At 60.5% G+C, this 19,133-nt stretch carries 17 protein-coding genes and 2 pseudogenes; 16 read left to right on the forward strand and 3 right to left on the reverse strand.

The window, feature by feature from the left end:
- Nucleotides 1–176 precede the first annotated feature (176 nt).
- Nucleotides 177–632: pseudogene (locus ACSFBE_RS14215) on the forward strand (amidohydrolase family protein); the annotation flags it as partial.
- 112 nt (nucleotides 633–744) lie between these two features.
- A pseudogene (locus ACSFBE_RS14220) lies at nucleotides 745–1,136 on the forward strand (ATP-binding cassette domain-containing protein); the annotation flags it as partial.
- A gap of 205 nt (nucleotides 1,137–1,341) precedes the next feature.
- Here ACSFBE_RS14220 and ACSFBE_RS14225 read toward each other — a convergent pair.
- Nucleotides 1,342–2,568 (reverse strand): IscS subfamily cysteine desulfurase, encoded by a 1,227-nt coding sequence (locus ACSFBE_RS14225; RefSeq protein WP_435491033.1) that lies wholly within the window; start codon nucleotides 2,566–2,568, stop codon nucleotides 1,342–1,344.
- A gap of 155 nt (nucleotides 2,569–2,723) precedes the next feature.
- Between ACSFBE_RS14225 and ACSFBE_RS14230 the strand changes: the two genes are divergently transcribed.
- The 12 genes from ACSFBE_RS14230 (at nucleotide 2,724) to ACSFBE_RS14285 (ending at nucleotide 15,082) form a co-directional block, all read left to right on the forward strand.
- Nucleotides 2,724–3,917, forward strand: a complete 1,194-nt coding sequence (locus ACSFBE_RS14230; RefSeq protein WP_435491034.1) for an ABC transporter substrate-binding protein — start codon at nucleotides 2,724–2,726, stop codon at nucleotides 3,915–3,917.
- Between the two features lie 57 nt (nucleotides 3,918–3,974).
- Entirely contained in the window at nucleotides 3,975–4,844 is an 870-nt protein-coding gene (locus ACSFBE_RS14235) for a branched-chain amino acid ABC transporter permease (RefSeq protein ID WP_435491035.1), read from the forward strand.
- A complete protein-coding gene (locus tag ACSFBE_RS14240) occupies nucleotides 4,845–5,807 on the forward strand; it encodes a branched-chain amino acid ABC transporter permease (RefSeq protein WP_435491036.1) in 963 nt (320 codons plus the stop codon).
- A complete protein-coding gene (locus ACSFBE_RS14245; RefSeq protein ID WP_435491037.1) occupies nucleotides 5,794–6,546 on the forward strand; it encodes an ABC transporter ATP-binding protein in 753 nt (250 codons plus the stop codon). The genes ACSFBE_RS14240 and ACSFBE_RS14245 overlap by 14 nt, the downstream gene beginning before the upstream one ends.
- Nucleotides 6,539–7,234 carry an ABC transporter ATP-binding protein gene (locus ACSFBE_RS14250; protein WP_435491038.1) on the forward strand — a complete coding sequence of 232 codons (696 nt, stop codon included), beginning with the start codon at nucleotides 6,539–6,541 and terminating at the stop codon, nucleotides 7,232–7,234. Before ACSFBE_RS14245 ends, ACSFBE_RS14250 begins: the two co-directional genes overlap by 8 nt.
- A gap of 34 nt (nucleotides 7,235–7,268) precedes the next feature.
- Nucleotides 7,269–8,042, forward strand: a complete 774-nt coding sequence (locus ACSFBE_RS14255; RefSeq protein ID WP_435491039.1) for an SDR family NAD(P)-dependent oxidoreductase — start codon at nucleotides 7,269–7,271, stop codon at nucleotides 8,040–8,042.
- A 27-nt stretch (nucleotides 8,043–8,069) separates the two neighbouring features.
- Nucleotides 8,070–9,395, forward strand: a complete 1,326-nt coding sequence (locus tag ACSFBE_RS14260; RefSeq protein WP_435491040.1) for a Rieske 2Fe-2S domain-containing protein — start codon at nucleotides 8,070–8,072, stop codon at nucleotides 9,393–9,395.
- A gap of 17 nt (nucleotides 9,396–9,412) precedes the next feature.
- Complete coding sequence (locus ACSFBE_RS14265) at nucleotides 9,413–9,718, forward strand: non-heme iron oxygenase ferredoxin subunit (protein ID WP_435491041.1); 306 nt, start codon at nucleotides 9,413–9,415, stop codon at nucleotides 9,716–9,718.
- A gap of 54 nt (nucleotides 9,719–9,772) precedes the next feature.
- Nucleotides 9,773–11,011 (forward strand): NAD(P)/FAD-dependent oxidoreductase, encoded by a 1,239-nt coding sequence (locus ACSFBE_RS14270; RefSeq protein ID WP_435491042.1) that lies wholly within the window; start codon nucleotides 9,773–9,775, stop codon nucleotides 11,009–11,011.
- Complete coding sequence (locus tag ACSFBE_RS14275) at nucleotides 11,008–12,108, forward strand: zinc-dependent alcohol dehydrogenase (RefSeq protein WP_435491043.1); 1,101 nt, start codon at nucleotides 11,008–11,010, stop codon at nucleotides 12,106–12,108. The genes ACSFBE_RS14270 and ACSFBE_RS14275 overlap by 4 nt, the downstream gene beginning before the upstream one ends.
- A 280-nt stretch (nucleotides 12,109–12,388) precedes the next feature.
- A complete protein-coding gene (locus ACSFBE_RS14280) occupies nucleotides 12,389–13,513 on the forward strand; it encodes an NAD(P)-dependent alcohol dehydrogenase (protein ID WP_435491044.1) in 1,125 nt (374 codons plus the stop codon).
- A gap of 48 nt (nucleotides 13,514–13,561) precedes the next feature.
- Entirely contained in the window at nucleotides 13,562–15,082 is a 1,521-nt protein-coding gene (locus ACSFBE_RS14285; protein ID WP_435491045.1) for an aldehyde dehydrogenase family protein, read from the forward strand.
- A 68-nt stretch (nucleotides 15,083–15,150) separates the two neighbouring features.
- On the opposite strand, the gene ACSFBE_RS14290 is transcribed toward ACSFBE_RS14285, so the two are convergent.
- Both ACSFBE_RS14290 and ACSFBE_RS14295 read right to left on the reverse strand, forming a co-directional pair.
- On the reverse strand, nucleotides 15,151–16,014 hold the full coding sequence (locus ACSFBE_RS14290) for an SDR family NAD(P)-dependent oxidoreductase (protein WP_435491046.1): 864 nt from the start codon (nucleotides 16,012–16,014) through the stop codon (nucleotides 15,151–15,153).
- Nucleotides 16,015–16,023: 9 nt separating this feature from the next.
- Nucleotides 16,024–16,755, reverse strand: coding sequence for a dienelactone hydrolase family protein (locus ACSFBE_RS14295; protein ID WP_435491047.1), 732 nt, complete (start codon nucleotides 16,753–16,755; stop codon nucleotides 16,024–16,026).
- 82 nt (nucleotides 16,756–16,837) lie between these two features.
- On the opposite strand from ACSFBE_RS14295, the gene ACSFBE_RS14300 reads away from it, so the two are divergent.
- Nucleotides 16,838–18,019 carry a CaiB/BaiF CoA transferase family protein gene (locus tag ACSFBE_RS14300; RefSeq protein WP_435491048.1) on the forward strand — a complete coding sequence of 394 codons (1,182 nt, stop codon included), beginning with the start codon at nucleotides 16,838–16,840 and terminating at the stop codon, nucleotides 18,017–18,019.
- A 39-nt stretch (nucleotides 18,020–18,058) separates the two neighbouring features.
- On the forward strand, nucleotides 18,059–18,817 hold the full coding sequence (locus ACSFBE_RS14305) for a citryl-CoA lyase (RefSeq protein ID WP_435491049.1): 759 nt from the start codon (nucleotides 18,059–18,061) through the stop codon (nucleotides 18,815–18,817).
- Nucleotides 18,818–19,133: the final 316 nt, after the last annotated feature.

A 19,133-nucleotide genomic window follows, 5' to 3' on the forward strand; every position in this document is an offset into this window, starting at 1 on the left:
CCACCGGCGTTAAAGGACTTGGGTTCCCGGTGCCGGATCATGCCTGCGACTGCCACATGCACCTGTTCAACAAGGCACTGCCATACGCTGGCAGGCGGGTGTTGAGGCATGGCGATGCGACTCCGTAGGACTTCCGCAAGCTGCAACACCGACTCCACCTGCAGCGCAACGTGCTTGTGCAACCCTCCGGCTATGGCCGTGACCACCGCGTGCTGCTGGCGGGGTTGCGCGAGCTGGGTCCGACCGCGCGAGGCGTGGCCGTCGTCGATCCGTCGGCGACGCGCGCCGAGCTGGAGGAACCGGACGCGGCCGGTGTCGTCGGCGTTCGGCTCAACCTGGACCAGGCCGGCGCCACGAGCGAAGACATGCTGGAAGCCGTGGCCCAACTGATCCAGCCCTTCGGCTGGCACGTCCAGGTGAATGCCCATGCGCAGGACCTCTTGCGACTCGGCCAGCGGCTGGTTGCGCTGCCCGTGCCCGTGCCCGTCGTCATCGACCACTACGCGCGCTTGAACGTCAAGCCGGATCGATCCGGTGAAATCGCTGCCTTGATGTCATGGCTGCTCGACAGCCAGAACGTCTGGCTGAAACTGTTGGCGCCCTGTATCGCTGCACCCGATTCCTTGGCCTATGATGATTTTGGGGACTGGGTGCGTCAATTGGCCCATCGGCACCTTGACCGCCTGGTCTGGTGGAATCTCGTTCTGCCTGATCTGAAAGTGCATGTTTGGAATGGGGTCGACCCGGAGCCTGAAGATGCTCGACCGCGTGGGCCTGATGGCGCACAAGCACAAGTTCCCAGGTCAGTTCTCCGGCGACCAGCAGCAGCGGGTGGCCATCGCCCGCGCGCTGAGCATGGACCCGATCGTGATGCTGTTCGACGAACCCACCTCGGCGCTGGACCCGGAGATGGTCGGCGAAGCGCTCGACGTGATGGTGGCGCTGGCCAAGGCAGGCATGACCTGATGGTCGTGACGCACGAGATGGCCTTCGCCCGCAAGGTCGCGAGCCGCGTGATCGTCATCCACGTCGGCGGCCGCATCCTGGAAGACTGCGAGAAGGACGAGTTCTTCAGCCACCCGGAAAACCGCCAGCCGCGCACCAAGGAATTCCTCAACAAAATCCTGCAGCACTAGATCCTACTTTGTTGCGTAGACGGAATCGTGCTATCGCGGTTGATTGGAAACTCCCTGCACCCGTACAACTAGGTTCATTGGGGCTTCAGTTTCCAGGAAGAGAGCGCGCTTCCTGATCTAGGGTCTTGCATTGCGCGCTGTGCTTGCGACGGGTTGCCCATCGGTGCTAGTGGCAAAGAGATGGGATACCTGACCTTTTGGTTGCTCAGTGAGCCGCCCATTGAATCGACGAGATGTCTACGCCCTCTTTGTACATGTCCCAGAGTGGGCTTAGTTGTCGCAGCCGATCGACGGTCTCCGTGACCTGGGCAATGACCAAGTCCACTTCAGCCTCGGTCGTGAAGCGTCCGATCGTGAAGCGGATTGAGCTATGCGCCAATTCGTCACTGCGACCAAGTGCACGCAGGACAAAAGAAGGCTCCAGGGAAGCCGACGTGCATGCTGAGCCGGACGACACCGCCACACCCTTCAACCCCATGATGAGCGATTCACCCTCCACGTAGTTGAAACTGATGTTCAGATTGTGCGGTACACGATGCGCCAGGCTCCCGTTGACATACACCTCCTCCATCTGCGTCAAGCCTCTTGCAAGTCGATCCCGAAGTTGTTGGACGCGTTCATTTTCTGCCCCCATCTCCGCCTTGGCAATCCGAAAGGCTTCTCCCATCCCAACGATCTGATGGGTAGGAAGCGTCCCAGACCGCATGCCGCGCTCGTGACCTCCGCCATGAATCTGCGCCTCGATGCGGGTGCGAGGCTTACGACGTACATACAGAGCACCCACTCCCTTCGGACCGTAGACCTTGTGTGCGGTCACAGTGAGCAGATCGACCATGAAGGTCCGTACGTCGATGAGAATCTTGCCCGCTCCCTGCACCGCATCGCAGTGGAAGATGATGCCCTTGTCACGGCATACCTCGGCGATCGCTTCAACGGGGTTGATCACTCCGATCTCGTTGTTCACCATCATGATCGACACGAGGATCGTGTCTTTCCGAAGGGCCTCCTGCACCGATTCGACACGCACGCGGCCGTCGCTCTCCACGTCCAAGTACGTGACTTCAAAGCCCTCGCGCTCCAGCTCTCTGCAGGTGTCGAGAACGGCTTTGTGCTCGGTCTTCTGCGTGACGATGTGCCGTCCCTTTCCCTTGTAGAAATGCGCTGCGCCCTTGATGGCCAGGTTGTTGCCTTCCGTGGCGCCAGAGGTCCAGACGATTTCTCGAGGATCAGCGCCGAGAAGATCCGCGACTTGAGCCCGCGCAGTCTCGACTGCAGCCTCCGCGTCCCACCCATAGACATGACTGCGCGATGCGGGATTTCCGAAGTGTTCGGTCAGGTACGGCAGGAGCGCCGAAACAACGCGTGGATCGACCGGCGTCGTGGCCATGTAGTCCATGTAGATGGGGCGGGCAGGCGTCAAGGGGGCGGTCATGTAAATGGCTCCAGGTCATGGTTACGAAACGGTGCACGCGCACCAAAAATGCTCAACATCTGCCCTGAAAAGATCTTTTTTAAATATCATAACTACCCTAGTTGACAGACGTATATGGCAAATATAGCATTGCGCTGCACTTCAAGGAGCACAGCATGTCAATGGGTCGCAGAGGGTTCTTGGCCGGCGCGGCGGGCGCAGGTTTGGCAGCAACATTCCAGCCCTCATGGGCGCAGACGGAGGTGGTTCGAATCGGGGTGCCTACGGGCATCACAGGCAACTGGTCGGCGCTTGGCTCTCAGATCCAGCGCGCATGCCGGCTCTTCGCAAAGACGATGAACGCAAAAGGCGGCATCGACGGCAGACAGATCGAGTTTCTGTTCGAGGACACGCAGGGCGATCCGGCCGCGTGCGTTCGCAAGACCTCAGAGCTTGTCGAGGGCAAAGGTGTCAAGCTGATCACGGGCGTCATCTCCAGCGGAGAATCGCTGGCCATCATGCCGCGTCTGGCGGAGTGGAACGCGCTGTACCTGGCGGGTATCAGTGGCGTTGGTTCTCTCACCGCGCAGAACTTTGTTCCGAACGCATTTCGCACGTGCACCTCGGGGCCAATGCGTGCTCGAGCGATCTCGCTGTGGTTCGCCAAATCGCCCAAGACGACGTTCTTTACGATCGCCCAGGACTACGCCTGGGGTAAGAACAGCCTTGCGACCTTCGAAAGCTTGATCAAGGGTGTGGGCAAGCAGACAGTGGGTAACGTCCTGACCCCGCTTGGAACCAAGGACTACTCCAGCTATATCGCCCGCATCCGGCAGGCGCGCCCCGACGTGCTTTATGTGGCGATGAGCGGTGACGACGCTACCGCATTCCTCAAGCAGGCGGCTCAGTACCGGCTGGGTGAGCAAATCCAGATCGTGTCGGAAGTGTTGGACCTCTTGAACACGCGACCGCTTGGTGATGCGGGTCTGGGGCTGTACGGGGTAAGCCAGTACAACTACTCGCATGACTCCGCTGCAAACAAGGAATTTGTCAGTGCGTTCCGTGCGGAGTACAGCGAAATCCCGGACACCTACGACGGCGAAACGTGGCAGGGACTGAGTCTGCTGGCAGAAGCCGTCCGCCGCGCCAAATCGGTCGATGCAATGACCGTGCGCAAGGCGCTTGTCGACTTGGAGATCGAGTCGGTCAAGGGGAGGGTGAAACTGCGTGCCTGTGACCAGCAAGGCGAACAAAGTGTCTTCATCGCCAGGTTGGAGAAGAGCGACGCCGCCGCGTACCCCTTACCGAAGATCATTGAGACGTTCAGCGCCGACGCGGTTATTCCCGGTTGCCGCAAGGACTCGTTCTGATGCAAGGGTGAAGACCCAAGCGCTCTCGCTAGATATAAACCCTATGAAAGATTCGTTATGAGTGTGTGGCAACTCTGGCTCAATCTTGGGCTGAACACGCTCTCCTTGGCATCGCTCCTCGCGATGCTCACGGTTGGCCTGACGCTGATCTTCGGCATCATGCGCATCATGAATTTCGCCCATGGGGCGATGTATATGTTCGGCGCATATGTCGGCATCTCGGCGGCCCAATGGGCTGGCAACTTCTGGGGTGGCCTCGTACTGGCCGCGATGAGTGCTGCGGCCATTGGCGCCATTTTCGAAGCCGGGCTCTTGCGTTACTTGTACAAGCGCGACGCGAGCAGCTTCCTTTTGATTACGTTCGGTCTAAGCCTTGTCCTTACGGAGTCGATACGGCTTGGATGGGGATCGAGCAGCCGAGATGTTCAGTTGCCCGATGCGCTTGCCGGGGTGGTATTCGTCATGAATGAGCCGTTTCCTCTTTATCGGGTGTTTCTCATTGGCTTTGGAGCGACGGCGCTGGGAATCCTTGCGCTGGTGATTCTGAAGTCCCGCCTCGGGCTGCTCATTCGTTCGATCTCTCAGAACGCAGAGATGACGCAGGCATTGGGCATCAACGTCGGGACGATCAGGACGTTGACGTTCGCAGTGGGCTGCGGGTTTGCTGGATTGGGGGGGTATCTCGCCGTGCCGTTGATCAGCGGCTACATCGGCATGGGCAGTGCGGCAATCATCGAGTCGTTTGTGATCGTGATGATTGGCGGCATGGGCAGCTTTCTCGGATCCGCAGTTGGCAGCTTGCTCGTTGCAACGACTCAGTCTTTCGGCAATTTCTACTTTCCGGATTTCTCGCTGGTGGTTATCTACCTTCTGATGATCGGAGTATTGCTCTACCGTCCAGGCGGTCTGTTCGGGGAGGAAGAATAAATGAAGTACGCCATTCCACTGGTCGCGGCGCTTGCCCTTGCCCCTTTTGGCCTTCAGAGCTTTCAAGTCACATTGCTGACCGAGATTTTGATCTTCGGGCTGTTTGCAATGAGCCTGGACGTGCAAATGGGTTACGCCCGCATGTTCTCGTTCGGTCATGTGCTGCCCTACGGCGTTGGCGCGTATGCGTGCGCATTTGGGTTGTTGGCGGGTTGGTCGTTGCCGCTAGCGATTCTGGTTTCCGTCGTTGCTGCCACGCTGATCTCCATACCCATCGGCTGGCTGAGCACGCGTGCGAGCGGTGTGGCGTTCGCAATGCTGACGCTGGCATTTGCGCAGCTGGCTTATGCGATCGTGTTCAAGTGGAACACGATCACTGGCGGCTCGGACGGCCTGACCGGATTTGCTCGAAACGCTGGCCCATTCGGTTTCGAGGGCTTCGTTTCCCGCAACGGCTATTTCTGGCTGGTGTTGGCTGTTGTGTTTGCGATGTACTGGCTTGCTTTGGGATTCATGAAATCTCCCATGGGTACCGCCATCGTGAGCGTCAGGGAGAACGAAAGACGGGCGAGTGCGATTGGCTACCGGCCTCGCTCACTGCGCATCGTCGCTTTCGTGCTGTCCAGCGGGCTGGCCGGAGTGGCCGGCGCCTTGCACGCTGGCTTGCTTCAGTTCGTGTCACCGGAGATCCTGCACTGGACGCTGTCTGGCCACGTCATCATCGCGGTGATCTTGGGTGGGACCGGCACGCTTGTCGGACCGATCGTCGGTGCGGCATTGATCGTCCTTGCGCATGAGCGCTTGAGCGCAGTGACCGACAGCTGGCCACTTGTCATGGGCGTGCTGTTCATCGTCGTCGTGATTGCGGCTCCCAAGGGGTTGTGGGGCATCAAGAAATCGCTGGTCGCCAGGATGGACAAACGTCGCGCCAACTTGCTTGGAGAAAAAAATGCCGCTTCTTGAGTGTTCTGGCCTGACCAAGCGTTGGGGCGCGGTGACGACGGTTGATGATGTCAGCTTCACCGTCGATGCGGGCGAGGTGGTCGCTCTGATCGGGCCGAATGGCGCTGGCAAGAGCACTGTCTTCAACCTGATCGCTGGTGCGACCAAGAAAAGTGCGGGGACGGTGCGCTTCAACGGCGAAAGCGTGGAGAACCTTGCGGCCCACGACCTGGCGCAAAGAGGACTGAGCCGCACCTACCAGATCACCTGCCTGTTTCCTCAGCTGACCGCGCTCGAGAACGTACGGCTGGCAGTCCAAGCCCGTTCCGCAGGGCGCCTTCATCCGATCCATTCAAAAGCGTTCGTCGAGGCGACCGCGGCCCAGGCGATGGCGTGGCTTGGCCGCGTGCGCCTGACTGGCCAGGCGCATCGCATCGCCGGAGAGCTTGCTCACGGCGATCAACGGCTGCTGGAGATTGCGACTGCGCTTGCACTCGAGCCCAAGCTCGTCCTGCTGGACGAACCGACCCAAGGCATGTCGGTAGAAGAAACTCGTGCGACGGTGCGGCTTCTCAAATCGCTTTTGCAAGACGCTCCCATCGCGGTTCTTTTGGTAGAGCACGATCTCGAGGTGGTATTCGGCGTTGCCGATCGCATCGTCGTGTTGGACCAGGGGCGCCGCATCGCGGATGGGACGCCGGAGACCGTGCGCAACGATCCCGCGGTACAGCGCGCCTACCTAGGAGTAGCACATGCTTAAGGTCAGCAAACTGGCATCAGGCTACGGCTCGGGAAAGGTGCTTTTCGGAGTCGATCTCGAAGCACCGAAAGGGGAGGTCACGTCGATCATCGGGCGAAACGGCGTGGGAAAGACGACGACGCTCAAGACAGTCATGGGGCTCGTGCGGGCGTCGGAGGGCACTGTTTCCCTCGATGGGGTTGATCTGAGCGGCAAGCCAGCCCACGATGTCGTGCGTGCCGGTATTGGATACGTACCCGAAGGAAGGCAGATTTTTCCGGCACTGACGGTGCTCGAGAACCTGCGCGTTGGCCAGCGTACCAAGCCCAAGACGTGGACCGAGGAGCGAGTCCTCGATCTGTTTCCCAACCTTCAGCGCCGCATCAAGAACGCAGGGCACGCGCTGTCGGGCGGGGAGCAGCAGATGCTTGCCATCGCGCGCGCTTTGGTGACCGACGTGAAAGTCCTCATGCTGGACGAGCCGACGCAGGGACTTGCACCGATGGTGGTTCAGCAGATCGGCGACGTCATCAAGCTGCTGAGATCTGAGGGCGTGGCGGTATTGCTCGTCGAGCAGAACCTGAACCTCACCGAAAGGATCTCGGACCACATTCTCGTGATGGCCAAGGGGCGGATCGTGGAGACGCTGTCGATTGCCGATTTCAAGGCGGATGCCGAGCGGGTTCATCGCCAATGGCTAACGATTTGATCCGCATGAGATTGATAGAAACAGGAGCTAAAGAATGATCGAGATGAACGGCAGCCCGTTGCTGCAGGGCCAGCTGGCCGTAGTGACCGGCGCGGGCCAGGGCATGGGGCGCGAGATCGCCATCGGCTTGGCAACCGCGGGCGCCAGGGTCGTGGTAGCGGACGTCAACATGCAAACCATGGACGAAACCGTATCGCTCATCTCGCGCGTCGGCGGGAGCGCCTGGCCTGTGCGCTGGGACGTCTCCGACCCGAGCCAAGCGCAGCAAGCAGCCGACCGTGTTCAAGACTTGGCCGGCGACGCCTCGATCCTCGTCAACAACGCCGGCATCCACCGACGCGGTGAGTTCGGTCAAGAAGACCAACACCGCATCTGGCGCGAGGTCATGGCTGTCAACCTGGACGGGATGATGTACGCGATCACCGCATTTCTTGAGCCACTCAAGCGCACGCGAGGCAGCATCATAAATCTCGCCTCGATCCAGTCGTTCACAGCAGCCCCGAACTACACGACAGCGTACGCCGCGAGCAAGGGCGGCGTTGCGATGATGACCAAGTCGCTCGCTGTGGATCTTGCCCCGCACGGTGTACGGGTCAACGCGATCGCCCCGGGCTTCATCGACACACCGCAGACCGCGGTATCCCGGGCCAACCCTGAGCGTGTGGCTTTTGTCATGTCACACACCCCGATGAAGCGGGCCGGTCGCGCCGACGAAATGTCGGGGCCCGCTGTCTTCCTGGCCTCTAGCTTGGCGTCGTTTGTGACCGGCGTCATCCTTCCCGTCGACGGCGGCTTTCTTTCCCTTTGAACCGATCCCAATTAGAGGAGACGAATCATGGCCCTGGTCAACAAACTCGATGTACTGTCCCACGTGAGCAAGGGCACGCCGGTGGGCGAACTCTTTCGCGCGATCTGGCTGCCTGCGCTGCTCTCGTCCCAACTGCCGGAGCCGGGCGGCGCGCCTGTTCGCCTGAAATTGCTGGGTGAAGAGCTCGTCGCATTTCGCAACGGCAAAGGTGAGGTCGGCATTGTCCAGGCCAATTGCGCGCACCGCCTGGCGCCTTTGTTCTACGGTCGTGTCGAACAAGAGGGCATACGCTGCAACTACCACGGCTGGCTCTACAACGCCTCCGGCGACTGTCTGGAGATGCAGAACGAATCGGACAAGTCGATCTGCAAGAAGGTCAAACTGACCGCGTACAAGGCGCAAGAACAGGCCGACATCATTTGGGTATTCATGGGCAGCGGGGAGCCGCCGTCGATGCCGAAATTTCCTTGGATCGATCTGCCGAAGTCGCAGCGCAACGCGACTGTGTGGGTGCAGGAATCGAACTGGCTCCAGGGCATGGAAGGCGAGCTGGACAGCTCCCACGTTTCGATTCTTCACACCAATCCCGCCACGATGGCGACCTCGCCAGTGCATCGCCCTTACACGGCGCTGGACTTGACACCCAAGCTGTTTGCCAAAGATACACCGGTCGGCATCATCGGCATCGCGCGCCGCAACGCCGATGAGAACTTCTATTGGCGCATCTCGCAGTTCATGGCGCCTTGCTTCAGTTCGATCCCCAGCGCGGACTTCCCCATCGGCGGGCGCGCCTTCATCCCGATCGACGACCACAACACCTACACCTGGGACTTCAACTATTACCTGAAAGGCGATTTGCCGCCGGCATTTCTGGACTACGTTGGCAAGGGGCTGGCGTTTCCTCCTGACAGTGCCTACGAGCCCTTCGAACTCAACACGGGCGGCACCATCGACACCTTCGTTCCCGTGCGAAGTAAACGGAACAACTACAAGATCGATCGCAAAGGGGCGAGTCTCTCAAGCCCTTCGGGCATTCATGGGCTGAATGATCAGGATCGTGCAATGCAGGAAGGAATGCTTGCGCTCGCAAACACCGAGGGGCGCATCGTCGACCGTGAAAAGGAGTTCCTGGTGGCCTCCGATATCGCGATCGTCCGCAGCCGCCGGCGCCTGCTTGACTTCGTCAAGTCGGAAGAGAGCTTGGCGAACTTCCGCGAAACCATCCAGGATGGCAGTGCTTACTCGGCGGTCCCGATCGACGTGGTCTCTGAGCTCGGAGAGATGGGGGCCTTCTTGGAGCGCCACCAAAGCGAATTGATGCCGACCAGCGCCGCCCAGTCCGCGAGCGCCTAGTCCAGACGCGTTGCCATATGACCCTTCAGTTGATTTCCGCCTGCTCCAAGATCACGCATGACGCCCCTGTTGCCTTCGAGGGCTTCGGCAAGAAGATCGCAATCTACCGAGTGGACGACCAGTTCTACGCGACTGACAACGTCTGTCCGCACGCCTATGCGCTCATGACCGATGGTTTCGTGGACGGGGACACGATCGAATGCCCTTTGCATGGAGCGACCTTCAATATCAAAACCGGCAAATGCCTCGGTCCGCCGGCGGAGTCTGATTTGGCGACGTACCAGGTCACCGTCGTCGAGGGCAACATCTTCGTAGACCTTTGATGGAACGAGACGCGTGATTGGACGGTCAGGATGGACGTGAAAAAGGAGGTTGACGTGGACCATGACATCAACGACATCGTCATTGTCGGGGCTGGGCAGTCAGGCGCTTGGGCGGCAAAGACGCTGCGAGATCAGGGGTTCACCGGTTCTGTCACGCTGATCGGCGATGAGGTCCACCTTCCGTATGAACGCCCACCGTTGTCGAAGGCGGTCCTGCTGGGTCTTGCGGCGCCGGACGTATGCACGATGTGGCCGCAGGAGCGATTTGCAGAGCTGGACGTACAGACCGAGCTCGGACGACATGTCGCACATATCGACATCGACGCCTGCAGCGTCATTTGCAATGACGGAAAGTCGTTTCGCTACGATCGCGCATTGCTGGCGACCGGTTCGCGGCCGCGCCGTCTCACTTGTGAAGGTAGCGAGCTCAAGGGCGTGCACTACCTTCGAACCATCGACGACTGCTTGACCATTCGTGGCAGCCTGGGACCGGATGCGCGAATAGTCGTCGTCGGCGGTGGCTGGATTGGCTTGGAGGTCGCATCTGGCCTTCGTGCACGGGGCGCCCATGTCACCGTGCTGGAGGCATCTCGCCAACTTTGCGGGCGTTCGTTGCCTGCGTCCCTCAGCGACTATTTTCTGACGCTGCATCGCGAACACGGCGTGGACGTCATGCTTGACGCGCGGGTCAGACGGATCATCGGACCGGAAATTGTCGAAGGCGTCGAACTCGACGATGGGTCGGTTTTGCCCGCCACAGTGGTAGTGGTTGGCATCGGCGCTGTGCCAAATGACGAGCTTGCCAGGGCCTGCGGGCTGGAAGTCGGCAACGGTATCGTCGTTGATGAACATTGCCGCACTTCGGATACCAGGATATATGCCTGCGGGGACGTAACGGACCAGCCTTGGGGAACAGCAAGAATTCGTCTCGAGTCTTGGAAAAACGCCCAGGATCAAGGTATTGCAGCGGCCAAGGCTTTACTGGGGGCCAGAGTCGCCCCCAAGGAAATGCCATGGTTCTGGTCTGACCAGTTCGACATCAATTTTCAGATGTTGGGGATCGTACCCGCGGATGCTGAGCAATACCGAAAACCAAATGTGCGTGGCGATGGTTTCATCGATTACTTCCTGCGCGAAGGGGAGGTGATGGCGGTGGCGGCCGTCAATTCTCCTCGTGAACTGCGAGAAGCCAAACGCGCCATTGAAAAAGCGCTGACGTTTTCGTCGAATGGCCTTACTGCGGTACACAGCCCGAAGAGCAATGCTCGGGGTGGATTGGTCAAACGACTATGAGCAGTGCACGGGCGTTGGTGTTGGAGTCGCCAAAAAACCTTCAACTTCGCGAATTTCCCATCCCTGATATCGGTGACGACGATGCGGTGTTGCGCGTTGAGGCCTGCGGCTTGTGCGGCACCGATTATGAGCAGTGGCTCGGTCACCTGGGCGATTGGGGAGGGGGCATGCCGATCGTGCCCGGCCACGAGATCATGGGCTTCATCGAACGCATTGGGCCAGTCGCCGCCAAGCGATGGCGGGTGAAGGAGGGCGATCGCGTCGCCGTCGAGCCCATCATTCCCTGCGGGCACTGTGAAGATTGCATTGCGGGTGAGTACACCAGGTGCCAGTCCGACCTGGGATACGGTCTCTACCAACATATACATAGCAAACCGTCGCTGTGGGGTGGGTATGCCAGCCACGTCTACCTCCACCCGAAGACAATGGTGCACAAGTTGCCCGTGGATGTCGCGACAGACCTGATGACGTTGGTCAATCCGCTGTCGAACGCCATTCGGTGGGTCTATGAAGTCGGCGGCGCATCGCTGGGCAAGACGGTTGTCATCGCAGGCCCCGGGCAGCGAGGCCTGCTGGCCGCCGTGGCGGCACGCAGAGCGGGTGCGTCCCAGATCATCGTGACAGGCACGTCTGCCGACCGCGGGCGCCTTGACCTGGCGCTCCAGTTGGGCGCGACCGCGGTGATCGACGTGAACAACGAGGATCCGGTTGAGCGCGTGATCCAGATCACCGGCGGACGGCTGGCCGACGTGGTCCTGGACGTCTCTGCCGGCTCGATGGCGCCCATCATCCAGGGCGTGGACATGGTCAAGCGCGGCGGAAAGATCGTGCTGGCGGGGCTGAAAGCGAACAAGCCCCTTGACGGCTTTCCAATCGACAAGGCTGTGCTGCGTGAGATTCAGCTGGTTGGCGTGCTGAGCGCGGGCTGGGAATCCACCGAGCTGGCGATCGACATCGTCAAGCATGCCGGCGAAGCATTGCGACCGCTTTGCACTCACTCGTTCACGATGGATCAGGGCACCGAGGCGGTACGCACGCTGGGACGAGAGGTGTCCGATGGGCGCGACGCCATCCACATCACCATGACGCCGGACTGAGCATGTGCACGGCCTGTTATCGCGCTGCCTCGTTTCGCGCGCTTGTCGACAAGCAGCCGCGCGCATCGGATGGCGACCCCGCTGCGGGAGGCGACCAAGCCCCCACTGTCACGCAGACCGGCTCGGCACTCGCTGCGCCGCACCGGAACGAACGCCTCACGCCTGATCGGAGCGCATCGCCTGCGGTGCCTGCGCGCATCTGGCCGGCTGCATAGCGCTGGACTTGTGCAAACGCACGGGCCGAGCAGATCGTTTTGATTGTTCTACAAAAGGTGAAGAAATGAGCATGTCAGGAAATGAAGCGCGTGCCGTCAAAGTGGCTGTCGCGCGGGGACCGGGCCAACCCTTCACGATCGAAGATGCGCAACTGGAGGCGCCGCGATCGGACGAGGTCGTTGTCAGGCTGGTCGCGACCGGGGTGTGCCATACCGATGCCATCGTGCGCGACCAGTATTACCCGGTACCTTTGCCTTCTGTGCTGGGTCACGAGGGGGCCGGTGTGGTCGAAGCTGTAGGCGCCAACGTGACGCGCATTGCCCCTGGCGACCACGTCGTTCTCAGCTTCCACTCGTGCGGTCATTGCGAGCGATGCGCAGAAGGCCATCCGACCTACTGCGGCGACTTCATGGGTCTGAACTTCAGCGGGGGGCGGCTCGATGGCAGCACCGCCATCCGAACTCCCAAGGGTGAAACCCTGCATTCCCACTTCTTCGGCCAGTCGTCCTTCGGCACGTACGCGATCGCCAACGAGCGCAACCTCGTCAAAGTTGCCAAGGATGCGCCATTGGAATTGCTGGGCCCGCTGGGCTGCGGCATCCAGACGGGCGCGGGTGCCGTGCTGTGTGCCATGCGGGTGCCCCCTGGCGCCACATTCGCGGCATTCGGAGCGGGCGCGGTCGGCCTGAGCGCCATCATGGCGGCTCGGGTGGCTGGCGCCAAGACAATCATTGCCGTGGATGTCACGCCCAGCCGACTGGAACTGGCTCTTGCCTTGGGCGCGACGCACGTTGTAAACAGTCGGGAGATGGATGCCGTCAAGGCCATCCAGGACATCACGGGCGGCGGCGTGCAGTTCACCCTGGAAAGCAGCGGCAGGCCTGAAGTCCTTCGGCAAGCCATCGATGCCCTGGGGACCCTGGGGACCTGCGGCGTCGTGGGCGCACCACGCGTGGGTACGGAGGCGAGTTTCGACGTCAACGGCCTCATGGTCCCAGGCAAACGCATCCAAGGCATCGTTCAAGGCGATGTCGTGCCGCAGAAATTCATCCCGATGTTGATCGAGTTGCATCGTCAAGGCCGGTTCCCGTTCGACAAGCTGGTCACGTTCTACGATTTTGCGGACATCAACCTTGCGTTGGCGGACAGCGAAACCGGCAAGACCATCAAGCCGATTCTTCGGTTCTGAGCGGCCCGAACGACCTCAACTTTCAAACCACTCACAAGGATCCCAGACATGAGCACGCTAGCACCAGTACAGAAAGCCGAGAAGCCTTCCACGCTGTTCAAGACGGCCACGCAGAATTGGTCGCCGCTGTACATCGATGGCCAGTGGCGCGAGGCCAGCGACAAAGGCACCTTCGTTGACCTGGAGGTGATGACTCGCAAGCCTTTTGCCCAGGCCGCCGACGGGACGGTGGACGATATGGATGCTGCCATTGCAGCTGCAGCTGCTGCACAGCCGGCATGGGAAGCGCTGCTGCCTTCGGCTCGCGCCGCGCTGTTCTACAAGGCCGCGGCCCTGATCGAACAACATCAAGACTACTTCGTCGAGGCGCTGATCAAGGAGACGGGCTCCACCCGCGGCAAATCCATCTGGGAATGCGCCCTGACAATTACCGCCCTGCAAGAGGCTGCGTCGTTGACGTCCCGGCCGCTCGGTGAAAGCTACCCGTCCACCATCGAAGGAAAGATCAACCACATCGTTCGCAGCGCCGCTGGCGTGGTGGGCGTCATCTCGCCCTGGAATTCTCCGCTTTACCTGTCTGCGCGGGGCTTCATCTACGCCGTGGCGCTGGGCAACACGGCGGTGGTCAAACCGTCCGAAGAGTCGCCCATCACTGGAGGGGCGTTGTTGGCAGAACTGTTCGAAGTCGCCGGATTCCCGGCTGGCGTGCTCAACGTGGTCTCATGCTCGCGCGAGCACGCTGCCGCGGTCGGCGACAAGATGATCAACGATCGGCGCATCGCCCGCATGAGCTTCACCGGCTCGACCGCCGTGGGCCGCAAGATCGGCGAGGCATGCGCCGCGATCCTGAAGCGCGTGATCCTGGAGATGGGTGGCAAGAACCCCGTGATCGTGCTGTCCGACGCGGACGTCGACTACGCGGTCAACTGCGCGTTCTTCTCGGCGTTCCTGCATCAGGGGCAGATCTGCATGTCTTGCGACAAGATCATCGTGGCGGACAACCTGTACGACCAGTTCGTCGCCAAGCTCCTGGCGAAGGTCAAGGGGTTCGAGCCCATGGACCCGTCGGCCGAGACGTCCGTGATCGGCCCGATCATCAACGATCGCCAACTGGGCCGCATGCACGATCTCGTGCAGTCGGCGAAGGCAGAGGGCGCCACAGTCCTGATTGGTGGCGAAAGGCAGGGTCCGTTCTTCCTGCCCACGGTATTGACCGGTGTCACCCCGCAGATGCGCATCTACCGAGAGGAAGTGTTCGGTCCCGTGACCATGGTGTTCAGGGCGTCCGACGAAGACGATGCCCTGCGCATCGCCAACGACACGGACTATGGCCTGTCTGCCGCCATCCTCACGGGTGACGCCAGCCATGGGCAAGAGCTGGCCAAGCGGGTGCAGGCCGGGATGGTGCACATCAACGACTCGTGCGTGCACGACGAACCCCATTGCCCGTTCGGCGGCATGAAGCACTCTGGATGGATCGGCAAGTGGGGTAGCGCTGGCGCTATCGAAGCGTTCACAGAACAGCGCTGGATCTCGGTGCAGAAGACGGCGCGGCAGTACCCGTTCTGACATCGCTGGTGAGTGCAGCGGCCGCCGACCCTGCACTCGCTTTTCGAGAGGCTGAACCGATGGTCGACTCAGGTTATCCCGATGGGGATGTGCGACTGGGCACCCAGCTGTGGCCAGGCGATGGGGGCAGATGCCTTGGCGAGCCGCTCGTCGACGCTGGTGCGTTCATCCCATTGCCTCGCCACGAACCTCAGTCCGCTGGTCGCGTCGGCTTCGCGGGAGCACAACCACAGAACAGGCTCGGCAAGCTCGTCCGGCTGGATGAGTTGTTCGGCAGCGATGCCGCAGTCTGCCGGAACCATGCGCGAATTCACCGGGCCACCTGGCAGCAGCACGTTGACGGTGACCCCTGTACCCTCCAGGTCTTGGAACATGATGCGTGACAACGCTTCAAGCGCTGCCTTACACGGCCCGTAGGGGCCGATACCCTGGCGGTACATCGTGTCCAGGCTGGTGGACACGTTGATGATCCGACCCCAACCACGGCGCACCATGTCGGGAGCGAAGATGCTGCCAAGGAGTTGGGCGCCGAAGATGTTCACGCGCATCATGTCCAGCCAGAGGTCGTCTTGCGTCGTCCAGAACTTCGGCTTCGCGACCAGGTAGGCTGGGTGATTGCGCTCAGGCCCGATCGCGGCGTTGTTGATGAGGATGTCGACGGCGCCGAAGGCTTGCGAGGCTTCGGCGTGCAAAGCCTGCGCGCTTGGCCTGTCTGCGACATCCATCGTTTTAGCAAGAACGCGCGCACCTTTCTCGCGAAGCTGCGCTGCTGCGCTTTCCAGTTGGGCTTCGGCCAGGTCAATCAAGACGAGATTGGCGCCGGCTTCTGCCAGCCGAGTAGCGATGGCCAGTCCGATCCCTTGCGCGGCACCGGTGAGCAGGGCGGTCTTGCCGTTGAGGCTTCCGCGGGCGATTGTTAAGGGTGCAACCATGGCCTGTCTTCAATTGCTTTGCGCTGGGCCACCGAATCGCTCGGCCGCAAACCGAAGTGCCCTTTGCTTTGCCAACCCATGGGCGGCTTCGTTGAAGCGGTCGAGTCGAAACCTGTTGTAGAAAGCATGCTCTGCGTTTTCGTACGTGAAGAACTCGTCGTGTTCATTGCTCCGCGCCCGCACTGCCTTGGCCACTTCCTCGATCACGTCGAGAGGGTTATGGTTGTCGTTCGTGCCGAAGTGCAATTGGACAGGACATGTGATCTCGCGCATCAGTGCATCCAGCTTGTTCAGACCGACGCCGTACATCGACACCATGCCCGACAGCTTCGTTGCTGCGGCCATTCGTACCGCCATTCGTCCGCCAAGGCAAAAGCCAACGGCGATCGCTCGTTCCTTGGACTGCTGCTCAGCCTGCAACCAGTCCGCACTGGCGACAAGGTCCAACACGCCTGTGACCTCGTCGTATTGCAAGGAGTAGTCCACTGCCGCTTGCCGCTCTTGCGCATCTTCACCGTTGCCGAGGTTCAGATTGCGCGACAGACGCCAGTAAATGTCCGGGACGATGACAGCGTATCCCTCGGTCGCGAACTCATCGGCGATTGCGCGCATCGCGGGGGTCACACCGAATATCTCCTGGATCAGAACGATCGATCCCTTCGCCTTGGAAGGCCTGGTGAAGTACGCATCCATGTGGGCCGATCCAATCGGGATCGAGACGTTCGTCGATAGCAGGTCCATGATGAAAGATTTGTTGACAAAGCTAGTTGTGTGATGCATCGTAGCATTCAGATCATTACGACGCAATGAACTGGGAAGAAAGATGGACAAGCATTCAACCTCGCCCTTGACCGGGGTTCGGATCGTGGAGCTCACCGCGATGATCACGGGGCCACTGGCCGGTACGTTGCTCGCGGATCTTGGGGCCGACGTGATCAAGGTAGAGAACCCACAAGACGGCGATCCGTTTCGCGCGTTTCGCGGCGGCACCTACAGCCCGTACTTTGCGACTTACAACCGCAACAAAAAGGGCGTCACCCTGAATTTGAAAGGCGCGCTCGGGAAAGAAGCGTTCCTGAAGTTGATCGAGAGTGCGGATGCACTCATCGTGAACTTCCGCTCAGGTGTCATGGAGCGGCTGGGCCTTGGCATCGACAGGCTGCGGGAGGTCAACCCGCGTTTGATCGTATGCTCGATCACTGGGTTTGGTGAATCGGGTCCTTATGCCGATCGGCCAGCCTACGACGCGGTGGGACAGGCACTGAGCGGCATCTCCAGCTTGTTCCTCGGTGCCGATGCGCAGATCACCGGCCCCTCGGTCGCAGACAATCTGACGGGCATGTACGCCAGCTACGGCATCCTGGGGGCGCTCTATGAGCGAGAGCGGACTGGCAAGGCACGCACGCTCCAGTTGAACATGCTGGAGTCGACGATGGCATTCATAAGCGACCCATTCGCCAACTTCAACATGGCGGGCGTTCGGCCAGATCCGTTGATGCGCGTGCGCGCGTCGCAATCTTATGCCCTGCGCTGTGCGGACGACTCGCTGGTAGCTGTGCACATGTCGTCTCCGGCGAAATTCTGGACAGGCTTGCTTAAGGCGTTGGACCGAGAGGACTTGGCAAATGACCCGCGTTTTGCAGAACGCGCGCAGCGGCTGGACAACTACGAAGCACTCGCCGCCGAACTAAACGGCACTTCCCGTACGCAACCGAGGGCGTACTGGTTAGCCCGGCTGGTTGAGCACGATGTCCCGCACGCACCGGTACTCACACTGCCCGAAGTCATGGACGACGTTCAGGTCAAACATCTTGGTACGTTCACAGAAGTCGCGCATCCCGTTCATGGGCCTCAGAAAATGATCCGAAGGCCGGTTCTCTACGACGGGCAGCGTGACGACCAACCGTTGCAGCCGGCCCCCGACCTCGGCGAGCACTCCGTCGACGTATTCGGTGAGTTGGGGTACTCGGAAGACTTGATTGCAAAAATCCGGTCCGGGGGCTGAGTGCCAGGGCTATCAGCATACTTCAAGAGGAACATATTTATGACGAAGACTCGCATCGGCAGCCACCCGAACGACACGGCACGTCTGCGCGTGCGCGGCAAAGACACATTGACCGAACTCGTTGGCGAAGTCTCCTTCACCGACGGGTTCTATCTGGTCGTTACCGGGCGTATGCCGACCAAGACGCAGCGCAAGGTATTGGATGCAGCACTGCTCGTTCTAATGGATCATGGCCTGACCCCCAGCGCGCTGGTTGCCCGTATCGTCGCCGACTCCAATCCGGACGACATCCAGATACCGCTGGCTGCGGGTGCGTTGATGGTCGGCAACAAGTTTGCTGGCACGATGGTAGGCACAGGGCGGGTGCTTAGCGAGGGGATGGCTGCTGAAGGCGACAAGCGTGAATGGGCCAAAACTGTGGTTTCCAAGTCTCGCGAAACGAGACGGCGGATTCCCGGCTTCGGTCATCCGAACTACAAGGGCGTCGACCCGCGTGCTGCACGCCTGTTCGAGGTGGCGCTGTCGGCAGGGGTCAAGGGCGACTACATTTCCCTGCTGAAGATCCTCAGCGAGGAGATCGATGCCGACGCCGGCAAGCAGATCGTACTGAATGCCACTGGCGCCTTGGGCGCCATCCTGCACGAGATCGATTTTCCGGTGGAGGCGATGCGCTCGGTCTCCGTCGTCGGCCGATGCGCGGGCTTGGTGGGGCACGTTCTGGAAGAGCGAAGTTCACCTATCTCTCCGGAAATTTTCGCTTTAAGTGAAACGATCAGCTACGACGAAACAGACGATTGAACCGCCACGGTTTTGGAAGAAGCTCAATATTCTGAGAGGATTGAGCCATGAAGATGTCGAGTGAATTCTCACCCGAGGTCCACTAGAGAGTGGTGAGGGTGGTGCAGCTCGGAGGGCAGCCTCCTCTTTTGGGCAGCAGTGGAACCGATTGCGCCGAAGATCAGGTGCGTGGCAGACCCAGTTGGAATGTGTCAAGCCCGTTGAAGTCGATGGTGGTGCGAGCGAAGGCGTCACCAGCGGAGAAGTACAGCGGGTCAAGGACCTGGAACGCGAGGTCAAGGAGTGCGGCGGGCCGACATGTTGGTCTGCGTTGACA

Origin of the sequence: Variovorax sucrosi, assembly GCF_051216635.1 — a bacterium.
Classification (GTDB): domain Bacteria; phylum Pseudomonadota; class Gammaproteobacteria; order Burkholderiales; family Burkholderiaceae_C; genus Variovorax.

Coding starts and splice junctions, on each gene's coding strand:
- ACSFBE_RS14225 (WP_435491033.1), bottom strand. CDS start 2,568: ATGACCGCCCCCTTGACGCCTGCCCGCCCCATCTACATGGACTACATG.
- ACSFBE_RS14230 (WP_435491034.1), top strand. CDS start 2,724: ATGTCAATGGGTCGCAGAGGGTTCTTGGCCGGCGCGGCGGGCGCAGGT.
- ACSFBE_RS14235 (WP_435491035.1), top strand. CDS start 3,975: ATGAGTGTGTGGCAACTCTGGCTCAATCTTGGGCTGAACACGCTCTCC.
- ACSFBE_RS14240 (WP_435491036.1), top strand. CDS start 4,845: ATGAAGTACGCCATTCCACTGGTCGCGGCGCTTGCCCTTGCCCCTTTT.
- ACSFBE_RS14245 (WP_435491037.1), top strand. CDS start 5,794: ATGCCGCTTCTTGAGTGTTCTGGCCTGACCAAGCGTTGGGGCGCGGTG.
- ACSFBE_RS14250 (WP_435491038.1), top strand. CDS start 6,539: ATGCTTAAGGTCAGCAAACTGGCATCAGGCTACGGCTCGGGAAAGGTG.
- ACSFBE_RS14255 (WP_435491039.1), top strand. CDS start 7,269: ATGATCGAGATGAACGGCAGCCCGTTGCTGCAGGGCCAGCTGGCCGTA.
- ACSFBE_RS14260 (WP_435491040.1), top strand. CDS start 8,070: ATGGCCCTGGTCAACAAACTCGATGTACTGTCCCACGTGAGCAAGGGC.
- ACSFBE_RS14265 (WP_435491041.1), top strand. CDS start 9,413: ATGACCCTTCAGTTGATTTCCGCCTGCTCCAAGATCACGCATGACGCC.
- ACSFBE_RS14275 (WP_435491043.1), top strand. CDS start 11,008: ATGAGCAGTGCACGGGCGTTGGTGTTGGAGTCGCCAAAAAACCTTCAA.
- ACSFBE_RS14280 (WP_435491044.1), top strand. CDS start 12,389: ATGAGCATGTCAGGAAATGAAGCGCGTGCCGTCAAAGTGGCTGTCGCG.
- ACSFBE_RS14285 (WP_435491045.1), top strand. CDS start 13,562: ATGAGCACGCTAGCACCAGTACAGAAAGCCGAGAAGCCTTCCACGCTG.
- ACSFBE_RS14290 (WP_435491046.1), bottom strand. CDS start 16,014: ATGGTTGCACCCTTAACAATCGCCCGCGGAAGCCTCAACGGCAAGACC.
- ACSFBE_RS14295 (WP_435491047.1), bottom strand. CDS start 16,755: ATGGACCTGCTATCGACGAACGTCTCGATCCCGATTGGATCGGCCCAC.
- ACSFBE_RS14300 (WP_435491048.1), top strand. CDS start 16,838: ATGGACAAGCATTCAACCTCGCCCTTGACCGGGGTTCGGATCGTGGAG.
- ACSFBE_RS14305 (WP_435491049.1), top strand. CDS start 18,059: ATGACGAAGACTCGCATCGGCAGCCACCCGAACGACACGGCACGTCTG.